This is a genomic window from Hallella multisaccharivorax DSM 17128, from assembly GCF_000218235.1.
Taxonomy (GTDB): domain Bacteria; phylum Bacteroidota; class Bacteroidia; order Bacteroidales; family Bacteroidaceae; genus Prevotella; species Prevotella multisaccharivorax.
On sequence record NZ_GL945017.1, the window covers coordinates 1,739,812 to 1,764,651 of the forward strand.

15 protein-coding genes are annotated in these 24,840 nt (G+C 49.2%); 9 read left to right on the top strand and 6 right to left on the bottom strand.

Annotation, left to right across the window (positions count from 1 at the left end):
* Positions 1–18: 18 nt before the first annotated feature.
* Together PREMU_RS07555 and dnaB are read right to left on the bottom strand one after the other, a co-directional pair.
* Complete coding sequence (locus tag PREMU_RS07555; protein WP_007574313.1) at positions 19–1,518, bottom strand: 2-isopropylmalate synthase; 1,500 nt, start codon at positions 1,516–1,518, stop codon at positions 19–21.
* 312 nt (positions 1,519–1,830) lie between these two features.
* Positions 1,831–3,333 carry a replicative DNA helicase gene (gene dnaB / locus PREMU_RS07560; RefSeq protein ID WP_007574314.1) on the bottom strand — a complete coding sequence of 501 codons (1,503 nt, stop codon included), beginning with the start codon at positions 3,331–3,333 and terminating at the stop codon, positions 1,831–1,833.
* Positions 3,334–3,464: 131 nt separating this feature from the next.
* On the opposite strand from dnaB, the gene ispE reads away from it, so the two are divergent.
* The 5 genes from ispE to PREMU_RS07585 all read left to right on the top strand — a co-directional run bounded on the left by ispE (position 3,465) and on the right by PREMU_RS07585 (position 11,158).
* Complete coding sequence (gene ispE, locus PREMU_RS07565; RefSeq protein ID WP_007574315.1) at positions 3,465–4,304, top strand: 4-(cytidine 5'-diphospho)-2-C-methyl-D-erythritol kinase; 840 nt, start codon at positions 3,465–3,467, stop codon at positions 4,302–4,304.
* Between the two features lie 485 nt (positions 4,305–4,789).
* Positions 4,790–6,781, top strand: coding sequence for a glycoside hydrolase family 20 protein (locus PREMU_RS07570; protein ID WP_007574317.1), 1,992 nt, complete (start codon positions 4,790–4,792; stop codon positions 6,779–6,781).
* A 212-nt stretch (positions 6,782–6,993) separates the two neighbouring features.
* Positions 6,994–7,785 carry a glucosamine-6-phosphate deaminase gene (nagB, locus tag PREMU_RS07575; protein WP_007574319.1) on the top strand — a complete coding sequence of 264 codons (792 nt, stop codon included), beginning with the start codon at positions 6,994–6,996 and terminating at the stop codon, positions 7,783–7,785.
* A 39-nt stretch (positions 7,786–7,824) separates the two neighbouring features.
* Positions 7,825–9,813 carry a glucosamine-6-phosphate deaminase gene (locus PREMU_RS07580; protein ID WP_007574321.1) on the top strand — a complete coding sequence of 663 codons (1,989 nt, stop codon included), beginning with the start codon at positions 7,825–7,827 and terminating at the stop codon, positions 9,811–9,813.
* 136 nt (positions 9,814–9,949) lie between these two features.
* On the top strand, positions 9,950–11,158 hold the full coding sequence (locus PREMU_RS07585; protein ID WP_007574324.1) for an ROK family protein: 1,209 nt from the start codon (positions 9,950–9,952) through the stop codon (positions 11,156–11,158).
* Between the two features lie 53 nt (positions 11,159–11,211).
* Here PREMU_RS07585 and PREMU_RS07590 read toward each other — a convergent pair whose 3' ends face one another.
* Complete coding sequence (locus PREMU_RS07590; RefSeq protein ID WP_007574326.1) at positions 11,212–13,815, bottom strand: transglutaminase-like domain-containing protein; 2,604 nt, start codon at positions 13,813–13,815, stop codon at positions 11,212–11,214.
* Positions 13,816–13,914: 99 nt separating this feature from the next.
* Here PREMU_RS07590 and PREMU_RS07595 point away from each other — a divergent pair, with 99 nt between their 5' ends.
* Complete coding sequence (locus PREMU_RS07595) at positions 13,915–14,661, top strand: copper homeostasis protein CutC (RefSeq protein ID WP_007574328.1); 747 nt, start codon at positions 13,915–13,917, stop codon at positions 14,659–14,661.
* Positions 14,662–14,703: 42 nt separating this feature from the next.
* Positions 14,704–15,801: a GDP-mannose 4,6-dehydratase gene (gmd, locus tag PREMU_RS07600; RefSeq protein ID WP_007574330.1), complete on the top strand. Its 1,098-nt coding sequence runs from the start codon at positions 14,704–14,706 to the stop codon at positions 15,799–15,801.
* A 149-nt stretch (positions 15,802–15,950) separates the two neighbouring features.
* Here gmd and PREMU_RS07605 read toward each other — a convergent pair whose 3' ends face one another.
* Genes PREMU_RS07605 through PREMU_RS07615 form a run of 3 tightly spaced genes read right to left on the bottom strand, consistent with a single transcriptional unit; the run spans position 15,951 to position 19,899 of the window.
* Entirely contained in the window at positions 15,951–18,455 is a 2,505-nt protein-coding gene (locus PREMU_RS07605) for a UvrD-helicase domain-containing protein (RefSeq protein WP_007574332.1), read from the bottom strand.
* A gap of 26 nt (positions 18,456–18,481) precedes the next feature.
* A complete protein-coding gene (mtgA, locus tag PREMU_RS07610; RefSeq protein ID WP_007574334.1) occupies positions 18,482–19,195 on the bottom strand; it encodes a monofunctional biosynthetic peptidoglycan transglycosylase in 714 nt (237 codons plus the stop codon).
* Entirely contained in the window at positions 19,195–19,899 is a 705-nt protein-coding gene (locus PREMU_RS07615) for an OmpA family protein (RefSeq protein ID WP_007574335.1), read from the bottom strand. Before PREMU_RS07615 ends, mtgA begins: the two co-directional genes overlap by 1 nt.
* A gap of 182 nt (positions 19,900–20,081) precedes the next feature.
* Between PREMU_RS07615 and proS the strand changes: the two genes are divergently transcribed.
* Positions 20,082–21,566, top strand: coding sequence for a proline--tRNA ligase (proS, locus tag PREMU_RS07620; RefSeq protein ID WP_007574337.1), 1,485 nt, complete (start codon positions 20,082–20,084; stop codon positions 21,564–21,566).
* Entirely contained in the window at positions 21,556–24,816 is a 3,261-nt protein-coding gene (locus tag PREMU_RS07625; RefSeq protein WP_007574338.1) for a UvrD-helicase domain-containing protein, read from the top strand. The genes proS and PREMU_RS07625 overlap by 11 nt, the downstream gene beginning before the upstream one ends.
* Positions 24,817–24,840 lie beyond the last annotated feature (24 nt).

The following is a 24,840-nucleotide window of genomic DNA, read 5'->3' on the forward strand; positions in this document are numbered from 1 at the left end:
TCCAAAGCTCTGTCTCCGTTATTTCCTGAACTTGTTGATGCAATCGAGATAAGCCTCAACAGAAGCTGTAACTATGTCTGTATTAGCACCGAAGCCATAGTAAACGTGTCCGTCGTATTCCACCTGCATGTGCACTTTACCCACATCGTCGGAGCCTTGCGTGATGGCCTGAATGGTAAACTCCTTCAACGTCATCTGCCTATGGATAATCCGTTTAAGTGCCTGAATGGCCGCGTCCACAGGACCATTGCCAGAAGCACTCTCCTCGAACTTCTCTCCGGCGATATCGAGACCGATACTTGCCACGTTGCGCACGCCTTTACCGGCCGTCACCTGCAGATAGTCGAGCTTAACAGCATGAGAGGCTGCTTTGTCGGCTCCTGCGAGCATCAGCACATCATCATCGGTGATTTCTTTCTTCCTGTCTGCAAGTTTGAGGAATTCCTCATAGATCTTGTCAAGCCGGCTCTGGTCCTTGATGTCAACGCCATTGGCCTCCAATCTATATTTGAGAGCAGCCCGACCCGACCGTGCGGTAAGCACAATCTCGTTATTCTCCAGACCTATATCCTTCGGATCAATGATTTCGTAAGTCTGTACATTCTTCAACACACCATCCTGATGGATTCCCGACGAATGGGCAAAGGCGTTGCGGCCAACGATAGCTTTGTTAGGCTGCACAGGCATGTTCATCAGCGAGGAGACCATGCGTGAAATGGGATAGATCTTACGGGTATTGATATTAGTGTCAATTCCTATGTTTTTATGGCATTTCAGAATCATTGCTATCTCTTCCAAGGAGGTGTTTCCGGCACGCTCACCGATACCGTTGATGGTCACTTCTACTTGCCTTGCCCCGTTGAGCACCCCCTCAAGTGTGTTGGCGGTAGCCATGCCGAGATCGTTATGGCAATGTGTAGAGATAATCGCCTTGTCGATGTTGTCGACATGCTCTTTAAGGTATTTTATCTTGGCGCCATACTCGTTGGGCAGGCAGTAACCGGTGGTGTCAGGTATGTTGACAACCGTGGCACCGGCTTTGATGACAGCCTCAACCACACGGGCAAGATACTCGTTGTCTGTGCGTCCGGCATCCTCAGCATAGAACTCCACGTCTTCCACATATTTCTTTGCGTAGGCCACGGCACGCACGGCACGCTCGAGAATATCCTCACGATTGCTATTAAACTTATACTTAATGTGAGAGTCACTCGTGCCCAATCCTGTGTGTATCCGCTTATGCTTTGCATACTTCAATGCCTCGGCTGCACAGTCGATATCTTTCTCCACAGCACGCGTCAAAGCGCAAATCGTCGGCCAAGTGACGGCCTTGCTGATTTCCACTACGGAGTTGAAGTCGCCAGGCGAAGAGATGGGGAAGCCAGCCTCGATGACATCCACGCCGAGAAGCTCCAACTGCTTGGCCACTTGAATCTTCTCTACTGTGTTCAACTGGCAACCGGGTACTTGCTCACCATCACGCAACGTTGTGTCAAAAATATAAAGTCTCTCACTCATAATATATAATAATAATGTGTATATTTACCGATTAATGATCTGAATTAAATAAAGAATCACTTTCATAAAGCAAAAAGGCCTTCCCACTGTTGGAAGTGGAAAGGCCTTGCTATGGGATATCTTATCAGACATGCACGCACGCCCCTTCACTTCCAACCGTTGTACGCAGTCGAATGCCCAAAATAATAATGGTAAGGATGGCGATAAGTGCTATCATTGTCGTTTATTTTGTTTTTCGGTTGCAAAGGTAAACATTTATCCACATACCAACAAATAATCTGTTATTTTTTTATGAATAAATGTGATAATCTATCAGAAGGGGGTTGATCCGCTGCCACCCCCAAGCGGATCATCATCGTTGCCAAGCCTCGATCCAATGATTTCTCCGCCCATATCGCCGGGCAATGGTGCCAGCATGGCATCCTCCGGATTGGCAAAGCGCGTGTACTGCCCCTGGAAAGAGAGCAGCACATCACCTGTAGCGCCCTTACGGTGCTTGGCGATAATAATCTGTGCCTTGCCGCGCAGGTCGTTACCTTTCTCATCTTCATACAGGTGATAGTATTCAGGACGGTGCACAAAAAGCACCATATCGGCATCCTGCTCAATAGCACCTGACTCACGCAAATCACTTAGCTGGGGCCGTTTGCCCTCCAAGCCTTCACGGTTTTCCACTGTACGGTTGAGCTGTGAGAGTGCGATGACGGGAATATCCAGCTCTTTAGCAAGACCTTTCAGCGAACGAGAGATGGTCGAGACCTCTTCCTGACGATTGCCAAAGCGCGCGCCATTGGCATTCATCAGCTGCAGATAGTCGATCATGATGAGTTTCACGCCTTTCTCGCGCACCAGCCGGCGGGCTTTTGTGCGCAACTCAAAGATAGACATGCCTGGCGTATCGTCAATGAAGAGCGGCGCACCCGTCAGTTTAGACAATCGCTTGTCAAGGCGCTCCCATTCATCGCGGGCAAGCTGACCGTTCATGATCTTCTTGCCTTCAATCTCACACACATTACTTATCAGGCGATCTACGAGCTGCACGTTGTTCATCTCCAACGAGAAGAAAGCCACAGGTTCACAATAGTCCACTGCAATATTCTTGGCAATGGACAGTGCAAAAGAGGTCTTACCCATGGCAGGACGCCCGGCAATGATGACGAGGTCACTTTTCTGCCAGCCCGAAGTCATGTCGTCAAGTTTGGTAAAGCCCGACGGAATACCCGTCAGACCGGTGCTGTTCGATGAGGCTTTCTGTATGATGTCGACAGCTTGACGGACTACGGGATCGATCTGGGTGTAGTCCTGTCGCATGTTTTTCTGCGAGATCTCAAAGAGAGAGCCCTCCGCCTCCTGCATCAGCTCGTCGGTGTCAACCATCGGGTCAAAGGCCGCCGTTTCCACCTTGCTGGCAAAAGAGATCAGTTGACGTGCCATATACTTCTGCTGAAGAATCTTCGAATGGTATTCCACATTGGCAGCTGACGCCACATGCGAGGCAAGATCAACAATATAGGTGGGGCCGCCCACGTCGTCAAGGGTGCCCTCCTTCTCCAGCTCGTTGGTCACAGTGAGAATGTCTACAGGATTCTCGTCGATGTTGAGCTTCTGTATTGCCGCATAGATTTTCTGATGGCGAGGTTCATAGAAAGTGTCGGGTCGAAGAGTCTCCGACACAATGGAGAAAGCGTCCTTGTCAATCATCAGCGCGCCAAGCACAACTTTTTCTATATCAAGTGCCTGAGGCTGCAAATGACCATAGGTCGGGTCAATGGGGGCAGAAGCCTTACGGCGTGGTTTCTTACTTTGTTCTGGCATAGTCTGCAATTAATTCGGTACAAAATTACAAAATTCCCGCTGCAAAGAGTTCCTGTTTCAACAAAAAGATTTATTTTTGCAAAGTATAAACATGACGCATGATTCATGCGTATCGAAAACCATTAGAGACTATGATTACTTTTCCTTGCGCCAAGATTAACCTCGGACTCAACATTGTAGCGGAGCGCCCTGATGGCTACCACGACATAGAGACCGTGTTCTACCCTATTCCCCTCACCGACGCCCTTGAGATCAAGTATATGAGCGAGGAGTTTCCTTCAGATGTTCCCTGCGACCTGAAAGTCACCGGCAACGCCGTGGACTGTGACGAGCAGAAAAACCTCGTGGTGAAAGCCTACTCACTGCTTGCCGCCGATTATGAGCTCCCCCGAATCCATGCCCATCTCTTCAAACGCATACCCATGCAGGCAGGTCTCGGTGGCGGATCAGCCGACGGCGCGTTCATGATCCGTCTGCTCGACGAGCGCTTCCGCCTCAACATCGGCATCGCCGAGATGGAGCGCTATGCCGCCCTACTGGGATCCGACTGTGCATTCTTCATTGAGGCAGAGCCGTCGTTTGCCACCTCCCGTGGTGAAATACTTGAACCCGCCGACGGACCCAAAGGAAATCTCGACGGTTACTACATCGCCATTGTCAAGCCCGACGTCGCCGTCTCCACCGCTCAGGCCTACCGTGAAATAGTCTGCCGAAAGCCTGAAAGGTGTTGCCGCGATGTAGTCAGACAGCCTATCGACACCTGGAAAGACGACCTTAGCAACGATTTTGAGCGACCGGTCTTCAAGGCGCATCCCGAATTGGAAGCTATCAAGCAACGGTTCTACGGGATCGGTGCCGCCTACGCGCAAATGTCAGGCAGCGGAAGTGCCATCTTCGGTATCTTCCGCAATAACCCCACGAAAGTGGCGGCAACCTTCCCCGACTGCTATACATTTACCGCACGCTTGTAAGCATCACCTCAACGCCGTAATGGCAATGCGATTACACCGTAAACGCATTGCCTCTACACCGTAAACGCATTGCCTCTACACCGTAATCGCATTGCCTCTACACCGTAATCGCAGACGGCGTCTGTCGGGTGTCATCGACGCGATGACGTCACTCGGGCAGGCTAAAGCGCTTTCTTTGCCAGCACCATGGATATCTCTGGGCAGGCTGTAGACATAGTTGGCACGCAGAGTTCCCAACGCTAAGCCATAAGCCAGCCTGCTGCTGCCATTGGAAAAGAGTGAGTATACGTCATCACCGTAAGTTGCTGCAAGTACTTCTCCAGAGGGTCGGGGAGCATATCACCTGTGTAACTTGCTATCCACCAATTACCTGAGCAGATATGCATAGATAGTATGATTCGCACAATTATAAAGAAATTTAAAAATGCTATTTCATTCGAATATTACAAATATTCTTCGTAATATTGCATTCAGAACCAAACTGAATGAAGAACATGGTCCGCCAAATGCTCATCTCTTCTATGGCTGTATTTACGATACCTGCAGCTGCTCAACAATTCATTCCGCATCTCATGCCCCAACCTAAAGTCATTGAAATGGAGAAAGGCAAGGCTTTCAAATTAACCAAGCCCTTACAGGAATGCGTTGAGAGTACCTACGACACTTCACTGCCTGAAGAGAGGTATAAGATTGACATTACAGCACAAGGTATCAACGTCAAGAGCCGTAACCGGCAAGGACTTTTATATGCCCTTCAAACTCTTAGCCAACTTAGGCAAGGCGACAAGCTCCCATTAGGCCATATTGAAGACCATCCAACCTATGCCTGGAGAGGATGTATGATAGATGTGTCAAGGCACTTTTTCCCCATCAGCTTTCTCGAAAAACAAGTTGAGATCCTCTCACATTATAAGATTAACCGCCTACATCTTCATCTGACTGACGCAGGAGGGTGGCGCATCCAAATCAAAGAATACCCCAAACTGACAAAGATAGCGGCCTGGCGAACACAAAGCGACTGGACCGAATGGTGGGACAAAGGGTATGACCGACAGTATCTTTCCGAAGGCAATCCCGCCGCTTATGGAGGCTATTACACGCAAGAGCAGCTTAAAGAGCTTGTGGCTTATGCTGCCGATCGAGGCATCACCATTGTGCCAGAGATAGAGATGCCTGGACATAGTCAAGAAGTAACGGAGGCTTATCCTGAACTTAAATGCATTGGGAATTCTGGTCCACAAGGTGATCTTTGCCCTTCCAACGAAGCTACTTATGCCTTTCTTTTTAATGTAATGAGAGAAGTAATGGATGTTTTTCCCTCTCATTTCATTCATATTGGCGGCGATGAAGCTGGAAAAGAGGCATGGCGCAAATGCCCACGATGCATTCATTTGGCAAAGCAGTTAGGACTTCATTCAACCGACAACTTACAAGGATACCTTATTCAGCGCATGGCAGCCTTCCTCAAACTTTTTGGACGAGAGGCTATTGGCTGGGATGAAGTACTCACCGACAGTCTCGTCAAGAGCAATCCTTCATTAGGCAGCAACATGAATATAATGGTATGGCGCGATTCCAAAGCTGTCCAAGAGGCGATCATGAGAGGGCATAATGTCATTCTGACACCAGGAGAATACTACCTTGACCGTTACCAGGATGATCCCCGATTTGTCCACAAAGCCTTTGGCGGATACCTTTCATTAGAGGGATTATGGAGATATCGTCCTGATCAGTTTTCACTCCCATCAACTGTCGATACCTGCGGGAAAGGACATATTTTGGGTATCCAGGGGAACTTATGGACAGAGCAGATACCTACCGCCAAGCATGCGGAATATATGCTTTATCCACGTGAGATGGCTATAGCTGAGAAAGGATGGAGCGGCGATCGACTCTCCTATCCACAACTCAGACAATCGATCTTCAACCAAATAGAATGGCTCAATGACCATCAAGTCAACGCATTCGATCTCCGGAAAGAACATGGTGACAGAAAAGAGAGCTTAAAACCTGTCAACAACAGAGCCCTTTTTGCCACGGTGACATACCATAGTCTCTATGCAGACCGCTATGCTGCAGAAGGTGACAAGTCACTCGTGGACGGGAAGTTAGGCGGCTGGTCCAACAACGATGGCCGATGGCAAGGATTCATGCAAGGCAGGGATCTCACGAAAAATCCACTTGATATTACTGTAGACTTAGGCGAAGTCAAACCGCTAAACAGTATCACAATGGAAATGATGCAATTTGATAATCCATGGATATTCTTCCCCAAGACTTTTCGCATTAGTGTCTCCAAAGACGGTGTCAACTATCGCGAACTGTATACTCGTGTGCAGCCACGGGAGCATCTGAACACTATTACGGTGATGCCTTGGCAGTGGAAAGGAAAAGACCGTGCACGCTATCTGCATATCGAAGCTAACTGTGATAATCCTGGAGAATGGATCTTCACTGATGAGATTATTGTCAGATAAATGCCAGTTTACTGAAAGTAAATTAATTATAATTACCATATTATTACTAAAAATATTTTGTAAGGGATCAGATTTTGATTAACTTTGCAGCACAATGGAATGATAAACAATGTGTCTTCTCTTAATAAGAGAACATATGTAACAACATATACACAGAGAATAAAAGCTATCTGCCAATAAAAACGCAATAATAAAAGCTATATTAAAAAGCCATGAGAGTCATCATTGAAAAAAACTACGACAGCCTGTCACACTGGGCGGCAGAGTATGTCATCAACCGCATTAACACTGCACATCCCAGTGCTGACAAACCGTTTGTGCTCGGTTTACCGACTGGTTCTTCACCAATTGGTATGTACAAAGCCTTGGTCAAGGCTTGTAAAGAAGGACGTGTGTCCTTCAAGAACGTCATCACCTTTAATATGGATGAGTATGTAGGCCTGCCGGAAACGCACCCCGAGAGCTACCATAGCTTTATGCGACATAACCTTTTCGACCACATAGACTGCCCCGAAACACAAATCCATATCCTCAACGGAAATGCACCGGACCTGAAAAAAGAATGTACTGCATACGAAGAAAGCATCATCAAGGCAGGCGGCATCGACCTTTTCATCGGTGGAATAGGACCTGACGGGCACATTGCTTTCAATGAGCCTTTCTCGTCACTCACCAGTCGTACACGGGTGAAAACACTCACCACGGATACGATCATTGCCAACTCTCGCTTCTTTGAAGGCGACGTAAACAAGGTTCCTAAGCATGCACTCACTGTTGGTGTTGGTACTGTAATGGATGCTGAAGAAGTTCTCATTCTGGTCAACGGTCACAATAAAGCTCGCGCGCTGAAGGCGGCTGTCGAAGGACCCGTCACACAAGCATGGACTATCAGCGCCCTTCAGCAACATCCACATGCCGTCATCGTTGCCGATGAGGCTGCAAGTGAAGAGTTGAAAGTGGGTACTTATCGCTATTTCAAAGATATAGAGAAAGACAATATCTGATGTGACAATATAGTAAAAGCCTACTAAGTACATACAACCATGAATTTGAATTTAAGTTCACAGATTGTCCTCAACCAAGTTGCTGAGGAATTCTATCACCCTTCCACCGCCGTAGAACGGTCCGAAATCACACGCTTTGAGAAGCTGCCTACCGATATCTATCCCAAAGTAGAAGACGGTGCAAAAGCCATTGCAGATGCTGTAGAACAAGAAATCAAAGCAAAAGAAAGGGAGGGGAAAAAGTGTGTGTTTGGAGTAGGAACAGGACAGAGTCTTACTCCCATCTTCGAAGAGCTTATCCGCCGTCACAAAGAAGAGAGCCTGAGCTTCCACAACGTAGTGGTGTTCAATGCCTACGAGTATTTCCCACTCAAGGCAGAAAGTGCAATCAGCAGTCTTCATCAGCTCAAGACGCTCTTTCTTGACCACCTTGACATCCCTGCTGAAAACATTTTCTCTCCTGATGGCATGGTGCCACAAGGCGACGTACAGCAACTTTGCCGCCAATATGAAGAAAATATTGCCGCTGCAGGTGGTATTGACATCATGCTCCTTGGCATAGGACGTATCGGTAATGTCGCTACTAATGAGCCAGGTTCAGGTCTCGCATCGCGTACACGCCTCATGCTCATTGACGCTACTTCACGTGAGGAGATGACCATGAGCTTTGGCGGACAGGATGCAGTACCACCCTGCTCTATCACACTGGGCATGGCCAACATCATGGCATCACGCAAAATCTTCGTCACCGCATGGGGCGAAGAGAAAGCCGACATCATCCAGAAAACAGTTGAAGGCCCACTCACCGATTCCATTCCTTCCAGTTTTCTGCAGACCCATAACGACTGTCATGTGGTGACAGACCTGGCAGCGGCAGGGAAACTCACGCGTATCATCCATCCGTGGCTCGTAGCCAGTTGCAAATGGAATAACAAACTTACTCGTGCCGCTCTCGTCTGGCTCTGTCAGAAGATTGGTAAGCCTATCCTCAAACTTACTAACAAAGACTACAACGAGAATGGCCTCTCCGAACTTTTAGCACTTTATGGCTCTGCCTATCAGTGTAATATCAAGATATTCAATGACCTGCAGCACACCATCACTGGATGGCCTGGCGGTAAGCCCAATGCTGACGACAGCAACCGTCCAGAGCGTGCCACACCATTCCCCAAACGCATCATTGTATTCTCACCCCACCCTGACGACGATGTCATCTCTATGGGTGGCACCATCCAACGTCTCGTCAACCAGGGACATGACCTCCATGTAGCCTATGAGACATCAGGAGACATCGCAGTGGGCGATGAGGAGGTGACTCGCTTCATGCATTTCATCAACGGATTCAATCAAATCTTCATAGGCGAGAAAGATGAGACCATCAAGAAGATGTATAAAGACATCAAAGTTTTCCTTGCCGAGAAGAAAGAAGGAGATATTGATACTCCCGACGTGCGCCATATCAAAGGATTAATCCGGCGTGGTGAAGCACGTACAGCCTGTACTTACAACCACATTCCACTCGACCACGTCCATTTCCTCGACCTTCCCTTCTATGAGAGCGGCCGCATTGAGAAATTCCCCATGACGGAGAAAGACGTGAACATTGTCAGAAAGTTGCTTGTCGAGATCCATCCGGACGAAATATTCGTAGCTGGTGACCTCGCTGACCCACACGGTACCCACCGTAAATGCACCGACGCTGTGTTGGCAGCCATAGACCTTGAGAAGCAGGCTGGCGCACAGTGGCTCAAGAACTGCCGCATCTGGATGTACCGTGGAGCTTGGGCAGAATGGGAAATTGAAAACATCGAGATGTGTGTTCCTATGTCGCCGGAAGAGCTAAGAGCTAAACGAAACGCTATCCTCAAGCACAGCTCACAAATGGAAAGCGCGCCCTTCCTCGGCAACGACGAGCGCCTATTCTGGCAACGAGCTGAAGATCGTAACCGTGGAACGGCAAAGCTTTACGATGATCTCGGACTGGCTTGCTATGAAGCCATGGAAGCCTTCGTACAATACCGGCCGTAACACTATTGTTACGACCCTAATCTCCCCTTTACCAGCTCTCCCTCGAAAAGAAAGGAGCAAGTATTCTGGCATTTATTAATAAAATGCTCTTCATCTTTTCCATGAGAGCTGATAAAGGCCTTAAACATTTTTTTAAATGGAACGATTAGTCAAATCTGTCATTGCAGCGATGGACACGCTGCCTAAGAAAAAGTTGATGAACACGCTCATCACAGAAGGACAAACCTCCATTCCTGACTTGGCCCGAAGTGCTATGATGAGCACGCCAACAGCAACAAAGATTGTTGGAGAACTTTTGGAAAAAGGTGTTGTCATAGAGATGGGAAAGCATGAAAGTGGATTGGGACGCGTGCCAATGATGTACGGACTCAATCCCGCATGTGGATATTTCCTCGGTGTGGATCCTTGTCAAGATGCACTCAACTTTTGCCTCGTGGACTTTGCAGGCGAGGTGAAAGACCTGCGCATGGGAATTCCCTTCCATTTGGAAAACAATCCAGAATGTTTTGAAAAACTATGCCAGGGCATCAAGACCTACATCGAAGAAAAACAACTTAACAACGGTAACCTATTCAAGGTCTGCGTCAATATCTCTGGCCGTGTGAAGCCTCACACCGGAAATAGCTTCAGCACCTTCGCCTTCGAGGAAAACCTTGCCAATTCCTTCAGCGACCGTGTGGGAGTCTCTACGCACATTGACAACGATACCCGTGCCATGACTTACGGCGAACATATCAAAGGCTGTGCAGAAGGTGTAAGAAATGCTCTTTTTGTCAATGTGAGTTATGGAATAGGAATGGGCATTATCACAGACGGAAAACTTTACATTGGGAAGTCTGGATTCTCCGGAGAGATCGGGCACATGCACTATTTTAACAATGAAATCATCTGCCGCTGTGGCAAAAAAGGCTGCCTGGAGACGGAGGTCTCTGGCGCTGCTCTCTTGCGGATCATCAATGAGCGGCTGGCAAAAGGTGAGCAGTCTATACTCTGCAAGGGTGGCTCTGGGAAAGACGGAGTGCTTTGTCTGGACGATATTCTTACTGCATTGGGCAAAGAAGACATGATGTGCATTGAGTGTATCAGTCAGATGGGAGACAAGCTTGGCATGTTCCTCTCCGGAATGATCAATATCTTTAACCCCGACAAGCTCATTATTGGAGGCGAACTGTCCAATGACGGCGGCTATATTACACAAAGTGTCCGCAGTGCTATCAAGAAATACGCGTTGCATTTGGTCAGTGACGACTCCATCATTGAGACTTCCACACTCAAGAAGAAGGCAGGCGTAATCGGTGCCGCCATGATCGCACGATCCAAACTGTTCACTTCAGAGTATTTATAAATAGACCATTAACCAAAAATAAGGGGTGCCTTTTCAGGGCCCCTTCATTTTGCTTATAACTTTGCTGCCACCTTGGAGATCTGCTCTCCAAGACCAATAGTATATCCCTGTGAAACGAACAGTACGCGATTGAACGTATCGGCAATAATGAAGACCGGCAATTGAGTGGTGCTCTTCAGGTGCATCCCCGCTACAATCTGCTTACGGATCTTTCCGTCTTTATCAATACCATAAAGAGTGTTGGACGGCAGAGCGCCAAACTCATTCGCTTGCACCACAAACTTCTTCGCAGCCTCTTCGTTTTCAAAGAGAAAGACTAACGGGCGTCCCCAACGGTCAAGTTGTGCCTTGACCCGAGCCAAATCGTGCAGTGCATGATTGGTAGGTTCCTGCCCGATCCCTAATAAGCCAACCACGAAATAGCCTCTTCCCGTCTGGCTGAGAATACTGACCATACCTTTATTCTGGCTTTGATAAAGCGACTCACTGTCAAAATTACCAATGACCTTTACCCCATCCGTTGATTCGCGAATCACTAATGCCACATGCGTGGTCTTGCCCGGCATCACCCTGAAAATTGTATTTCTCGCCAACACACTTCCGTCAGCAAGACGTTGTCCGGTAACAAGCAGGTAAGTACCCGCATCCAACGGCGTGCCATTCTTGAATGTATTTGCCCAGGACGTACCGCCACCCATATCTACTTGCTCCTCATCGAAATTGAGAAGACTCGTGCGGCCATCGACTATTTTACTGATCGTGAAATAGCTATAGTACTTTGGATTCTCCAATTGCTCAGTGGGCTGATAGTCCAACACCAAAGTACCCTGCTGCGCCACTGATGACTTTTGGTGGTCAAAATTCACATCTACCCACTGACCATTTCTCATATATTGGACTTTCGATGTTACCATGTCTTTCCTCGCCTCTATGCCCAAGCTACGAGCGACATCCACAAAGAAAATATCACGGCCACGTTCATCTGTAAGTCCGCTCTCATAGACGCCTACCGGCGTTTGGGCAATACTCATGGATTTCTTATCCGGATTCAGTCTTATATGAGTGCTCATCCATACCGCAAGCCTCGAAGGATCCGCACGGAAAGACTTTGCCTGAGAGGCAAATACCCTTTCAAAGAAACATTTGAAAGGACGCGTTATCATCTCATCCTCCACGCGGGGGCAAAGCTGATCCGTCGAAGCCAGCATGTTGTCATCCAGTATTTCCATCGGGATGTCACGTAAATCCTTATCCGAGAGGCTTTCCAAAAGCCGGATTGCACGGTCATGCTGGCCCTTGTATTTTAAGAGGAAAGCCTCTATCACCTTCCAGTTGCCACGAGCTTTGACTAACAAAGGCACCACGGCTGTGTCAGGATACTGCTTCAAACTTTCAACGGTGGGAAAAGAAGCTATATAGGCATTGCGCAAGGAATCCTCATAAGAGAGACGCCTATCATTCTTCACACGCGCTTCAGCTGAAACTACCGGCAGATGAGCTTGCTCCGGAGGCGGCACAATATCTAATTCCTGACCCGAGAACACGGTACTGCCATTATTGGTCAGACGAATGGTCAACAGACTGTCTTTGCCGAAAGAAGCCTTCACATAACCGTAATAACCATTTTTCGAAGCCCATACCAACATGTCTCCTTTTCCTGCTGAAAGAGTGGTATATCCATCTCTGTCCGTATATTTAGCAACTGCAGGATAAAACTCCGCGTAGTTATATATCTTGAAATCTACTCGTGCATCTGCAGCCGGTGAGCCATCAGCAAAAACAACATGAAACCTAACCGGAGCCGAACTGCCATAATTATCGATCAAGTTGATCTCTGTATTATTGGGCGTACGCAGCATCACTTCCTCCGGTCCCTCATAGTCACCAAACACACGTGTATGGGTAAGCAAGGCCCGTGAGGCCGGGATATTGAACCATCCAAGGTCCAAAACCGGCTCGGGCTCGCAAGCTCCAAGAAAATGCCACTTACCGTCAGCCCATGCCTCAACCCAGGCATGGTTGTCATCGGTATGCGCCCATCGCGGTGTATAGACCTGGCGCGCGGGTATGCCGATAGAGCGGAGCGCCGCCACCGTAAACGTGCTTTCTTCACCACAACGCCCGCGACCCGTACGGAGCGTCTGTAAAGGTGACGAAGTACGCGCATCACTCGGCTCATATGTCACGTGCTCATGACACCAGTGATTGACCTCAAGAATGGCCTGCTCCATAGTCATGCCCTTGATCCTATCCTTTAATGTGCGATAGAAGACAACTCTTGATGAGTCCAATGGCTCATTGTTGACACGCATAGGAAGAACAAAATGACGAAAGAGCATTTCCGGCACACGACCACCCCAAGGCATCTCACGACGGGCGCGCAAGGCTACACGCACATTGTTCAAATGGTAACGCGTAGGATAGTCAGTCACATCAGCAATTGGCATGTAGGCATAGAGAAACTCCAAAGCCTCTTGCTCCTCTTGCGTTACGCCAAGGTTACGGACCTGAAAAAACTTGGTTCCCACCAGATGCATCTTGTGATTAAATGCCGTATTCACCTTCTGGCGATAAGACGCATCAGTGATGAAATGACCGGCGTGCGCTGTCATCGCAAAGGCTAACAGACAGCAAAACAGAAGTGATCTGTGTCTCATTGCTAAAATTATTTATCATTGCAAAAGTACTTTTTTCTTAATAAAAGAGCAAATGTTTCAATGGAAAGTTGTAATTTTACAACCATAAAAGCAATTTTTATGAATAGAAAGAATTTTCTGTTTGAGATTTGCACCAATGGCGTTGAGAGTTGTCTGGCCGCGCAGGAAGGTGGCGCTGACCGTGTGGAACTCTGTGCAGGCATTCCAGAAGGTGGCACAACACCTTCTTATGCCGAGATCAAGACCGCCCGAAAACTGCTGACTGCCATCCGCCTTCATGTCATCATCCGTCCCCGTGGCGGTGACTTCTGTTACTCTCCACTCGAGTTGGAACGAATGGCTACTGATATCGACATGGCCCGACAACTTGGTGCAGACGGCGTCGTTTTTGGCTGTCTTCACCCCGATGGCACCCTTGACGGGAATGCCTGCCGACAGTTGCTCGCGCACTGTAAAGGCATCTCGGTAACCTTCCATCGTGCCTTCGACCGTTGTCGACAGCCAAAAGAGGCGCTGGAAAAACTCATCGGACTCGGTTTCGACCGCGTGCTTACCTCCGGGCAGCATTCTAACGCCATTGACGGAGCTTCTCTCCTCCACGATCTTTATCTTCAGGCAGCTGGCCGCATTGCCATTCTTGCCGGAAGCGGTGTCAATGAAGAAAACATTCTTCAACTCTACAAAAAGACGGGAATCAGGGAATATCATTTCTCCGCGCGCGAACCCATGACAAGCCCAGTCTCCTTCCAACCCGATTCCATGCAGGAGTCTTCTGAAAGGATGATAACAACAGTCCGACGCGTGAAAAACACAATCGCGGCATTAAGCAACCATCTAAACCATTAAAACGCTACCCTTCAAAAAGGACAGATCATCACAAACAGCATTATGAAGAAAAGAAATACAGCCCTTATTACGGGCATCACAGGCCAGGACGGTTCCTATCTGGCCGAATTGTTATTAGAAAAAGGCTACGATGTACACGGTGTCATTCGCAGGTCTTCCGTAGACTTCCGGCCCCGTATTGCGCATCTTGAGGGAAAAACAAATTTCCACCTTCACTATGCCGACCTGAGCGACTCTATGAGCATTCTCGGCGTCATAAGCGTTGTCCAGCCTACAGAAATCTATAACCTTGCCGCACAGAGCCATGTGCAAGTGAGTTTTGACTCGCCTGAATACACTGCCAACGTGGATGCCGTAGGCGTGCTGCGCATACTGGAGGCCGTGCGCCAATTAGGACTCACCGACTGTTGCCGCATCTATCAGGCTTCGACTTCCGAGCTCTATGGCAAAGTGGAGGAAGTGCCCCAAAATGAGAACACACCCTTCCATCCCTACTCTCCCTATGCCGTCGCAAAGCAGTACGGTTACTGGATTGTAAAGGAATACCGCGATGCCTACCACATGTTTGCATGCAACGGTATCCTGTTCAACCACGAGAGCGAGCGGCGCGGCGAAACCTTTGTGACTCGGAAAATTACACTGGCAGCAGCACGCATCAAGCAGGGAAAGCAGGATAAGCTCTATCTCGGCAATCTCAGCAGTCGCCGTGACTGGGGATATGCAAAAGACTATGTGGAGTGCATGTGGCTCATCCTGCAGAATGAAAGACCCGACGACTTCGTCATCGCGACAGGTAAACAACACACCGTGCGCGAATTTGCGACCCTTGCCTTCCATGAAGTAGGCATCGAGTTGGCATGGAGCGGTGAGGGTGCCGACGAAAAGGGTATTGACAAAGCCACAGGAAAAATTCTTGTGGAGGTATCACCCGACTTCTACCGGCCAACGGACGTAGTGAATCTCTGGGGAGATCCAACAAAAGCGAAAGCCGTGCTCGGCTGGAATCCCACCAGAACCTCGTTCGAGGAACTCGTCAAAATCATGGTCAACAACGACATGAAAGAGGTTGCTGCTAATGATGCTGCCGCTAAAGTAAGGGTCAATTTGGAAGAGTATCTGGAGAAAGGTATCGTAAAGTAAATCGCACCCGACTTGTTATTTACGATCGTGCGACAACTGTCGAACGATTGTGCGGCAACTGTGGAACGATTGTGCGGCAACTGCTTGACGATCGTTCGACAGTTGTCACACGATCACATCACATAAGTAAAGAAAACAAAAGTGAGGTGTTACGACACCACCTTGAAATGGGCAAATTTCAGCAAAAGCTGTTTCATGCCGGTCTGTTCAAATGAAACGGTAGCCTTCCTGTTCTCGCCCTCCCCTTCAATCTTCACCACGGTGCCTTTACCAAAGCGCTGATGCTCAATCACATCACCCGTCTTCAGAGCCTGTGAACTCGAAGTTGTCCCGTTGCTCACAGCGCGGCCACCATTTGTCATGGCACGCGACACTTTCGACCATCTGCCGCTTTGACGGAGCTTTTGCTCAAAAGCCTCGGAGAACGGATTGACTGCCTTTTCCGCTCGGTGTGGCGCTGTGGCCTTGGGTATGGGGTCAGCCATGAACTGCCCTGCCACCGGTCTTGAGTTCTGCATACGTCCGCTGCGCTGCGTGTAACCCTCACCCCAGGCATGGTAGCCCGTATAAGGTCTGTTAGCCTCATAATCGTTATCACCCAGGAATGAGCCTTCCGGCGAACCCGCCCACGAAGCGAAACCGCCGGCGCTCCGGCCTCCTTCAACTTCCGTGCGTAGACATCTGGAATCAATCTCCGCAATGAAACGGCTGGGATTGACAAACGCGTCCATCTTGCCATATCGCCAGCGTGTATGCGCCCAAGTAAGGTAACAATGCTTCTCGGCTCGCGTGATAGCTACATAAAGGAGGCGGCGCTCTTCCTCCAAGTCTTTGGGATTGTCGAGCGACATCATACTGGGGAAGATGTTTTCCTCTAAGCCGACCACGAAGACCGTGTTGAACTCCAGACCCTTAGCCGAATGTATGGTCATGAGTGTCACCTTGTCGTCGGAGTCATCGTCGTCGTCGGCATCAGTCATTAGCGACACTGTCTGCAGATAATCCGCCAGATGGGTGAACTCGCCCTGCCCGTCTTCCCGCTGCGCTTGTACAAACGAGGCAATGCCTGAAACCAGTGCGTCAACATTCTCCCGTCTGGAATCACCCTCCGGAGTCTTGTCTTGGGCAAGATCAGCTTTAATGCCGGACTTCTCAATAATGTTCTGGCCAAGCATTATTGCGTTTTTTTCCCGTGACTCATCGATAAAAGAGGAGATGAGTGAACGGAAGCCTAAAAGTTTCGACATCGTGCCCTTGTTCACATCCAAGCGGTGCTCTGCGGGATGATTAAGGACTTCCCAAAGACTCACGCCGTCCTGTTCAGCTGCCGCAACAATCTTTAGGACAGTGGTGTTTCCGATGCCACGGGCGGGATAGTTGATGATTCTGCGGAACGCCTCCTCATCATCAGGATTGACGACGAGACGGAAATAAGCGATGATGTCCTTAATCTCCTTGCGTTGATAGAAGCTCAGCCCGCCATAGATACGGTAGTTGGCTCCCATGCCCACCTCGGGTTTTCGCATTTCCTCCTCAAAGGTACGGCTCTGTGCGTTGGTGCGGTAGAGGATGGCAAAATCACTGTAGTGCAGGTTCTCCTCTTTCATGAGCCGTTTGATCTCACGGCAGACAATACTCGCCTCGCGCTTGTCGGAGATGGTTTCACAGACCGTAACCTTCTCGCCTTCAGCATTCTCACTGTACACATCCTTGTCAATTTGGTCATGGTTGTGCTTCATCAGCGAATTGGCTGCCGCCACGATGTTCTGGGTTGAGCGGTAGTTCCGCTCCAACTTAAAAAGTTTGGCAGTGGGATAAATCTTGCTGAACTTCAGAATGTTGGCAATATTAGCGCCCCGAAAAGCATAGATGCTCTGATAGTCATCGCCCACCACACAGACATGTGGGTTGTCTTTCGTGAGCAATTCCACGATGCATTGCTGAGCATAGTTGGTGTCCTGATACTCGTCAACGAGGACGTACTGGAAACGCGCCGCGTATTTCTGACGGATGTCCTCATGGTCTTTCAGCAAACGGAAAGTCTCGATGAGCAGGTCGTCAAAATCCATGGCATTGGCCTGTCTGAGGCGTTGCTGGTAGGTCGCGAAGATCTTGGACGTCTCCGGCATGTTGCGGCGCCGGTCACGCTGCAGGGCGTCACTGTCCGCGGCATATTGCTGAGGACCAAGGAGATGGTTCTTAGCCATAGAGATGGCAGCATGCACCGTGGCGGGCTTGTAGGTCTTGTCGTCGAGGCCCATCAGCTTGAGGATATTCTTGATGAGCGAGCGGGAGTCAGCCTCATCATAGATAGTGAAGTCAGAACCATAGCCGATCGACTGTGCCTCCACTCTAAGAATGTGAGAGAAGACAGAGTGGAAGGTACCCATCTGCAGATACTTTGCCCGCTCCTGTCCCACAATGGCGGCAATGCGGTTCTTCATTTCCCGCGCAGCCTTGTTGGTAAAGGTCAGCGCCAAAATATTCCAGGGCTTGAGACCGTAATGCCGCAGAAGGTAGGCGATCTTGAAAGTGAGCACCCGTGTTTTCCCCGAACCAGCGCCGGCAATGACAAGCTGCGGGGAATCGCAATAAGCTACCGCCTGCTGTTGTGCGGGATTAAGTTGTGCGAAAATAGTGTCGTCTGTCTGCATGATGGTGTTATTGGCAATTAAAAAGATCAATGGTAGGTGCCGCCTACAGCTGTATTTGGATTATAGTCCTCACCCTCTTTAGGGAAGGTCGGTATATAGCGCATGTTGGCCATAATCTGCCGCTGCCGCTTGCGCATGTAAGCACTCGGATATTTAGAAGAGAACTTACGGGGATTGGGAAGAGTGGCCGCAATGAGCGCGCAGTCAGCGCGCGTCAAGTCCGCCGGCTTCTTTCCGAAATTGTATTCGGCACACGATGCCACACCATAGATGCTTGGTCCCATCTCAATGGAATTGAGATATACCTCCATGATGCGCTGCTTGCTCCAGAAAAGCTCCATCAGAGCCGTGAAATAAACCTCAAAGCCTTTTCTTATCCATGAGCGTCCCGGCCACAGAAAGACGTTCTTGGCCGCCTGCTGCGATATTGTGCTGGCCCCGTGCTTTCGTCTTCCCTTGAGGTTGTTTTCCGCAGCTTTGCCTATGGCATCAAAATCAAAGCCATGGTGCAGCAAGAAGCGCGAGTCCTCACTGGCCATGACGGCAACCGGCATGTGCGCAGACATCTCGTCAAGAGAAATCCAATGATGATGAATGGTTGTTGAACCGTTTTGGAAACACCTAATCACCATCAGCGGAGTAATATAGACAGGAATGAAACGGTAAGCTATGACAGCAAGAATGGTGGAAGCAAAGAATGCCCCCACCACCCAGCGTACTATTTTGCGAAAAAGTTTCATTACTTCAACGTGCCGTTGTTGGCAGCGTCGACCATAGCCTGTGAGGCATACAGATAGACCTCCACGCGGCGGCTTGCAGAGCGGTTCTCTGTACCATCAGCATTGGTGACAAGATTGCTCTCACCATAACCCACAGCGTTCTTGATTTGTGAGGAAGGAACAGAACAGTTGCCCACGAGGAAGTTCTTCACTGAATTAGCACGATTCTGAGAGAGCTTGAGATTCACTTCATCGGAGCCGTCAGAAGAGGCATAGCCCTGAATATCAACCGAACAAGTAGGGTTATTCTTCAGTACTTTGGAGAACTGGGTCAGGTCTTTGATAGCGCCACTCTGCAAATCGTACTTACCCAACTTGAAGAGGATACCATTGTCGAAGGTCACCTTCACAGCTTTCAGGCCGTTAGCATCGGTCACTGTCTCCACCTTGGCGTTCTCCACCTGGCGCGCCTGCTCAGCTACCTTGTCCATATGATGACCAATCAAGGCACCCGCGCCAGAACCGACAGCACCACCAATAGCAGCACCGACTGCGGCACCTTTGCCATGACCCAAAATGCCGCCAATGACAGAACCTAAGGCTGCACCGGCACCACCACCGACAAGCGTACCTGTACCCTGCTTTGTGGCACAGCTGGTTAATGACGTTCCACCTACGAGTGTAAGCATGCACATACCAAGTGCAATAGACTTTGCGTTTTTCATAATGTTTGTGTTAATTATATGTTATTCCTTTTTTCTTAGTGCAAAGGTAGCCTTTTTTTCGCGGTTAAGCCGTTTATGCTATCTTTTTTTATTAACTTTGCCGCAAAATTAAACAATAATAAAATTTGCGCATTCCGGAAACGCCTACATTCGTGTAGGGATTTCCCTATGACTGAAAAATTATGGCAAAAGAACTGAAACAACTGACCAAGCGCGCTGACAACTACAGCCAGTGGTACAACGACTTGGTGATGAAAGCCGATTTGGCGGAGATAGCACCCGTACGTGGCTGCATGATAATCAAGCCTTATGGATATGCCATTTGGGAGAAGATGCAAGCTCAACTTGACAAGATGTTCAAGGAAACAGGTGTTCAGAACGCTTATTTCCCCTTGCTGATTCCCGTGAGCTTTTTCGCACGGGAAGCCGAGCACGTGAAAGGCTTTGCAAAAGAAAGTGCTGTGGTGACTCATTACCGTCTGAAAGCCACTGACGACGGGCAGATTGTTGTTGACCCCGACGCCAGGCTTGACGAGCCCCTCATCATTCGTCCCACTTCCGAAACCATGATCTGGCACACTTACAAAAACTGGATTCACTCCTGGCGCGACCTGCCAATCATGTGTAATCAGTGGTGCAACGTCATGCGATGGGAAATGCGCACCCGTCCTTTCCTGCGCACATCAGAGTTTCTTTGGCAGGAGGGGCATACCGCCCACGCTACGAAGGAAGAAGCTGAGACCGAGGCACAGAAGATGTTGCATGTGTATGCCGACTTCGTAGAGAACTGGATGGACGTGCCTGTGCTGCAGGGAGTGAAAAGTCCTACAGAGCGTTTTGCCGGCGCCCTCAACACTTATACCATCGAAGCCATGATGCAGGACGGTAAAGCACTGCAGAGTGGCACGAGCCACTTCCTTGGACAGAACTTCGCCAAGAGTTTCGACGTGCAGTTTCTCAACAAGGATAACAAACCAGAATATGTGTGGGCAACATCGTGGGGCGTCTCTACACGCCTCATGGGCGCTCTGATCATGGTGCATTCCGACGACAATGGTCTCGTGTTGCCACCGCGATTGGCTCCTACCCAGGTTGTCATCGTGCCTATCAACAAGAACGCAGAACAACTCACGGCTATTTCAGCAAAGCTTCAACCCGTCATCAACGAGCTGCGTCAATTAGGTATCAGCGTGAAATACGACGATGCCGACAACAAGCGTCCTGGCTTCAAATTCGCTGACTATGAACTGAAAGGTGTGCCCGTGCGTCTCGTCATGGGCGGACGTGATTTGGAAAACAACACCATCGAGATCATGCGTCGCGACACACTGGAGAAAGAGAACGTGAGCTTCGACGGCATTGTAGAGCGTGTGAAAAACATCCTCGACGACATGCAGAAATCTATCTTCGAGAAGGCCAAGACCTACCGTGACGCTCACGTCTACGAGTGCCATGACTACGAAGAGTTTAAGGAGAGAATCAAGGATGGCGGTTTCTTTCTCTGCCCATGGGATGGCACTGCCGAGACTGAAGCGAAGATCAAAGAAGACACGCAGGCCACCATCCGCTGCATTCCGTTTGCCTACGACCAAGACGTCGACGGCCTAAAAGATATGGTCAGTGGCGCAAAAGCCAAATATAAAGTAATTATCGCCCGTGCCTACTAAGGACGCACCCCTCACCGTCTACAAAGCGAGTGCAGGGTCAGGAAAGACGTTCACACTTGCCGTAGAGTATATCAAGTTGCTCGTCAGCGACCCGACGAACTACCGTTTTACTCTTGCCGTGACCTTTACCAATAAGGCCACGCAAGAGATGAAACAGCGTATTTTGTCGAAACTCTATGGTATTGCCAATAACTTACCGGACGCTGAGGACTATTTCAATAATGTAAAGGCCTCGTTTCCAAATCTTTCAGAGCGTGTCATTCGCAACAGAGCAAGTGACGCGCTTTCTTTGTTGGTACACGACTACAGTCGTTTCCGCGTGGAAACCATCGACAGTTTCTTCCAACGAGTACTGAGAAACCTCGCCCGGGAACTTGGCCTCACGGCCAATCTACAGGTGATGCTCAACGACAATGAAGTGGAGAGCCAAGCCGTGGACGATCTTATCAGTAATATCGACAACGGCAACGATCCCCTTCTCGTATGGATCATGGACTTTGTCAACGAGCGCATGGAAGACGACAAAAGCTGGAATGTCGTGAGCAATATTAAGGATTTCGGACAGAATATCTTCACCGATTTCTATAAAAGCCACCAACAACAGCTTCGCCTTATTATGGACGATGCTGACTTTTTCAAGCGCTACACCTCCCAACTGCGTGCTTTGAAAGCAAAGACCATGCAGGAGATGAAAACCTACGCCGACCGCTACACCACCATCGCCACGCAATACGGGCTCACAGACACATGTTATTCGCATGGCCATAGCAACGCTCCCGGCTATTTCGAGAACCTTGGCAACGGCAACTTTCTTGGTGATAAGCCCAAGATGCCCAACTCATACATTCTCTCAGGACTTGCTGATTCGGACAAATTCGTGAAGAAAAGCGACCTCGACAAGCCCGAAACTCAAGCCATACGCGAGTTTGTCGCGCCGCTGATAGAAGAAGCTGAGGAGATGCGAAAACATGCAGCAATCACCGTCAACTCGGTTGATCTGACGCTCCAGAACGTCAACCAGCTGCGACTTCTTGGACGTATTGAGCAAGAAGTGAGCCGTATCAATGCCGACAATAACGACTACCCACTATCCAATACACAGAAATTGCTCAACGATCTCATTGACCGACAGGACTCTCCATTTATATATGAGAAGATCGGCGGGCAGTTGAGATACATCATGATCGATGAGTTTCAAGACACATCCACCGTGCAATGGGCCAACTTCAAAGTGCTTCTTGACGACTGTATCGCTCATCAAGCAGGCAGCCTCATCGTAGGCGACGTCAAGCAAAGCATCTACCGATGGCGCGACGGAGACTGGCAATTGCTGCAATCTCTCAACGAGAATAATTATCCCGAAACAGTCCAGGTGAAAACACTCGGCACCAATTACCGCTCGCAACGCAATGTAGTGGCTTTCAACAACGCTTTTTTCAGTACTGCCGCGGCACAGCTTTCTGAAGATGTACCCATTGTGACGGAGGCTTATGCCGACGTCAGGCAGCAGATCCCTGAAAGCAGACCCGAAGCCGGACAAGTGGAAGTGAGACTCCTGCCCAGCAAGAACTATGAGCAACAAATGATTGCACAGGTGCAGCGGACTATTGAGATGTTGCTTGAAAATGGTGTTTCCTACAATCAAATAGCCATCATTGTGAGGAGAAACAAGCACATCCGGCTGCTTGCCGACTACTTCCTTCACAACCCTGTGAACGTGAATGGAGAGCCCCGCATGCTTAGAATGGTCTCTGACGAAGCCTTCCGTCTTGACGCCTCACAGTCTGTAAACGTCATTGTCAACGCCATGCGTTTCCTCACTCACCCCAGCGATCGCCTGACGGTGGCTTTTCTTGCTAAAGCATTTACCGGTACCGAGCTGCAACCCTACGGCAAGAAATGCCAGCCCACGGAAGATAAAGAACCAATAGAAACAACCGATAATTACAAGGCTCTATTACCGCAGGAGCTGATTGTCAACCGCACAGCACTGCTCTCAATGCCGCTTATCGACCTTGCCGAAAAGCTTTACAGCATCTTCCAACTCGAGCGGCTCAGCAATCAAAATGCATATGTCTGCGCTTTCTTCGACCAGCTCTCCAACTATCTGAAACGTCACATCGTGGGTATCGATGACTTTCTCACGGAGTGGGATGAGACCCTCTGCGGAAAGTCTATCCATAGCGATGACATTGACGGTATACGCCTTCTCACCGTCCACAAAAGTAAAGGACTGGAGTTTGACAATGTCATCATGCCTTACTGCGACTGGAGATTAGAGAAATCCACAGACATTTTGTGGGTGGAACCCGCCGTGAAACCTTTCAATGAGCTGCCTGTCGTGCCCGTCAATCTTAATGCCAACAAGCTGAAAAACTCTGTTTACGCTACCGACTACACTGTCGAGCACGTCAAGAACATCATCGACAATATCAATATTCTCTACGTAGCCTTTACCCGTGCATCACGCAATCTCTTTGTCATGGGCAAGAAAGAGAGCGCTGAGTTTCCCTCCACGCTCATCAGAAACGTGATGGCAGACATGCGGATAACGGAGCCGACAGAGGACGAGGACGGCATCGTGAACTATAGTTTCGGCAAGCTCTCAGTCAGACAAAGCACGAAGACCGCTGTTCCTGACAACATGAACGAGCTGCCTGCTGAAAATATTTTTGAGCGGAGAGAGCAAGGCATACCCGTGAAAATAGAAGGCACCGAGACGACAGCTCACTTCCTTCAGAGCAATGACAGTACCGACTTCATGACCCCTGAAGACGAAATGGAAGAGCTACAGAAACGTCAAAGCTATATCAATACAGGCAATATCCTCCACAAGCTCTTCGCTTCCATCCACGACTACACCGAGGTGGACGACGCCATCAGCAAGATGGAGTTTGACGGCATTCTCTATGACCGCCCGATGACACGCGCCCAGCTGAAAGAACTCATCGACAAAGCCCTCTCCAATCCGCAGATACACGAATGGTTCTCACCCAAATGGAGGGTCTATAACGAATGCTCCATGCTTTATTATGATCCCAACGAGCAGCGTGTACGCGAGCAACGGCCCGACCGCGTCATTTATGACGGAAAGAAAATGATCGTCATTGACTTCAAAACCGGCCGTGAACAAGAGAGGCACAAGAGCCAAGTGAAAAACTATATCAGCCTGCTCAAGGAAATAGGGTATCATGATGTGGAAGGGTACCTATGGTATATCCGCCCCGGAAATATTGAAAAAGTAAAATAAGATCATCAACGTAAGGAGATAATC

Coding starts and splice junctions, on each gene's coding strand:
- PREMU_RS07555 (WP_007574313.1), bottom strand. CDS start 1,518: ATGAGTGAGAGACTTTATATTTTTGACACAACGTTGCGTGATGGTGAG.
- dnaB (WP_007574314.1), bottom strand. CDS start 3,333: ATGCCAGAACAAAGTAAGAAACCACGCCGTAAGGCTTCTGCCCCCATT.
- ispE (WP_007574315.1), top strand. CDS start 3,465: ATGATTACTTTTCCTTGCGCCAAGATTAACCTCGGACTCAACATTGTA.
- PREMU_RS07570 (WP_007574317.1), top strand. CDS start 4,790: ATGAAGAACATGGTCCGCCAAATGCTCATCTCTTCTATGGCTGTATTT.
- nagB (WP_007574319.1), top strand. CDS start 6,994: ATGAGAGTCATCATTGAAAAAAACTACGACAGCCTGTCACACTGGGCG.
- PREMU_RS07580 (WP_007574321.1), top strand. CDS start 7,825: ATGAATTTGAATTTAAGTTCACAGATTGTCCTCAACCAAGTTGCTGAG.
- PREMU_RS07585 (WP_007574324.1), top strand. CDS start 9,950: ATGGAACGATTAGTCAAATCTGTCATTGCAGCGATGGACACGCTGCCT.
- PREMU_RS07590 (WP_007574326.1), bottom strand. CDS start 13,815: ATGAGACACAGATCACTTCTGTTTTGCTGTCTGTTAGCCTTTGCGATG.
- PREMU_RS07595 (WP_007574328.1), top strand. CDS start 13,915: ATGAATAGAAAGAATTTTCTGTTTGAGATTTGCACCAATGGCGTTGAG.
- gmd (WP_007574330.1), top strand. CDS start 14,704: ATGAAGAAAAGAAATACAGCCCTTATTACGGGCATCACAGGCCAGGAC.
- PREMU_RS07605 (WP_007574332.1), bottom strand. CDS start 18,455: ATGCAGACAGACGACACTATTTTCGCACAACTTAATCCCGCACAACAG.
- mtgA (WP_007574334.1), bottom strand. CDS start 19,195: ATGAAACTTTTTCGCAAAATAGTACGCTGGGTGGTGGGGGCATTCTTT.
- PREMU_RS07615 (WP_007574335.1), bottom strand. CDS start 19,899: ATGAAAAACGCAAAGTCTATTGCACTTGGTATGTGCATGCTTACACTC.
- proS (WP_007574337.1), top strand. CDS start 20,082: ATGGCAAAAGAACTGAAACAACTGACCAAGCGCGCTGACAACTACAGC.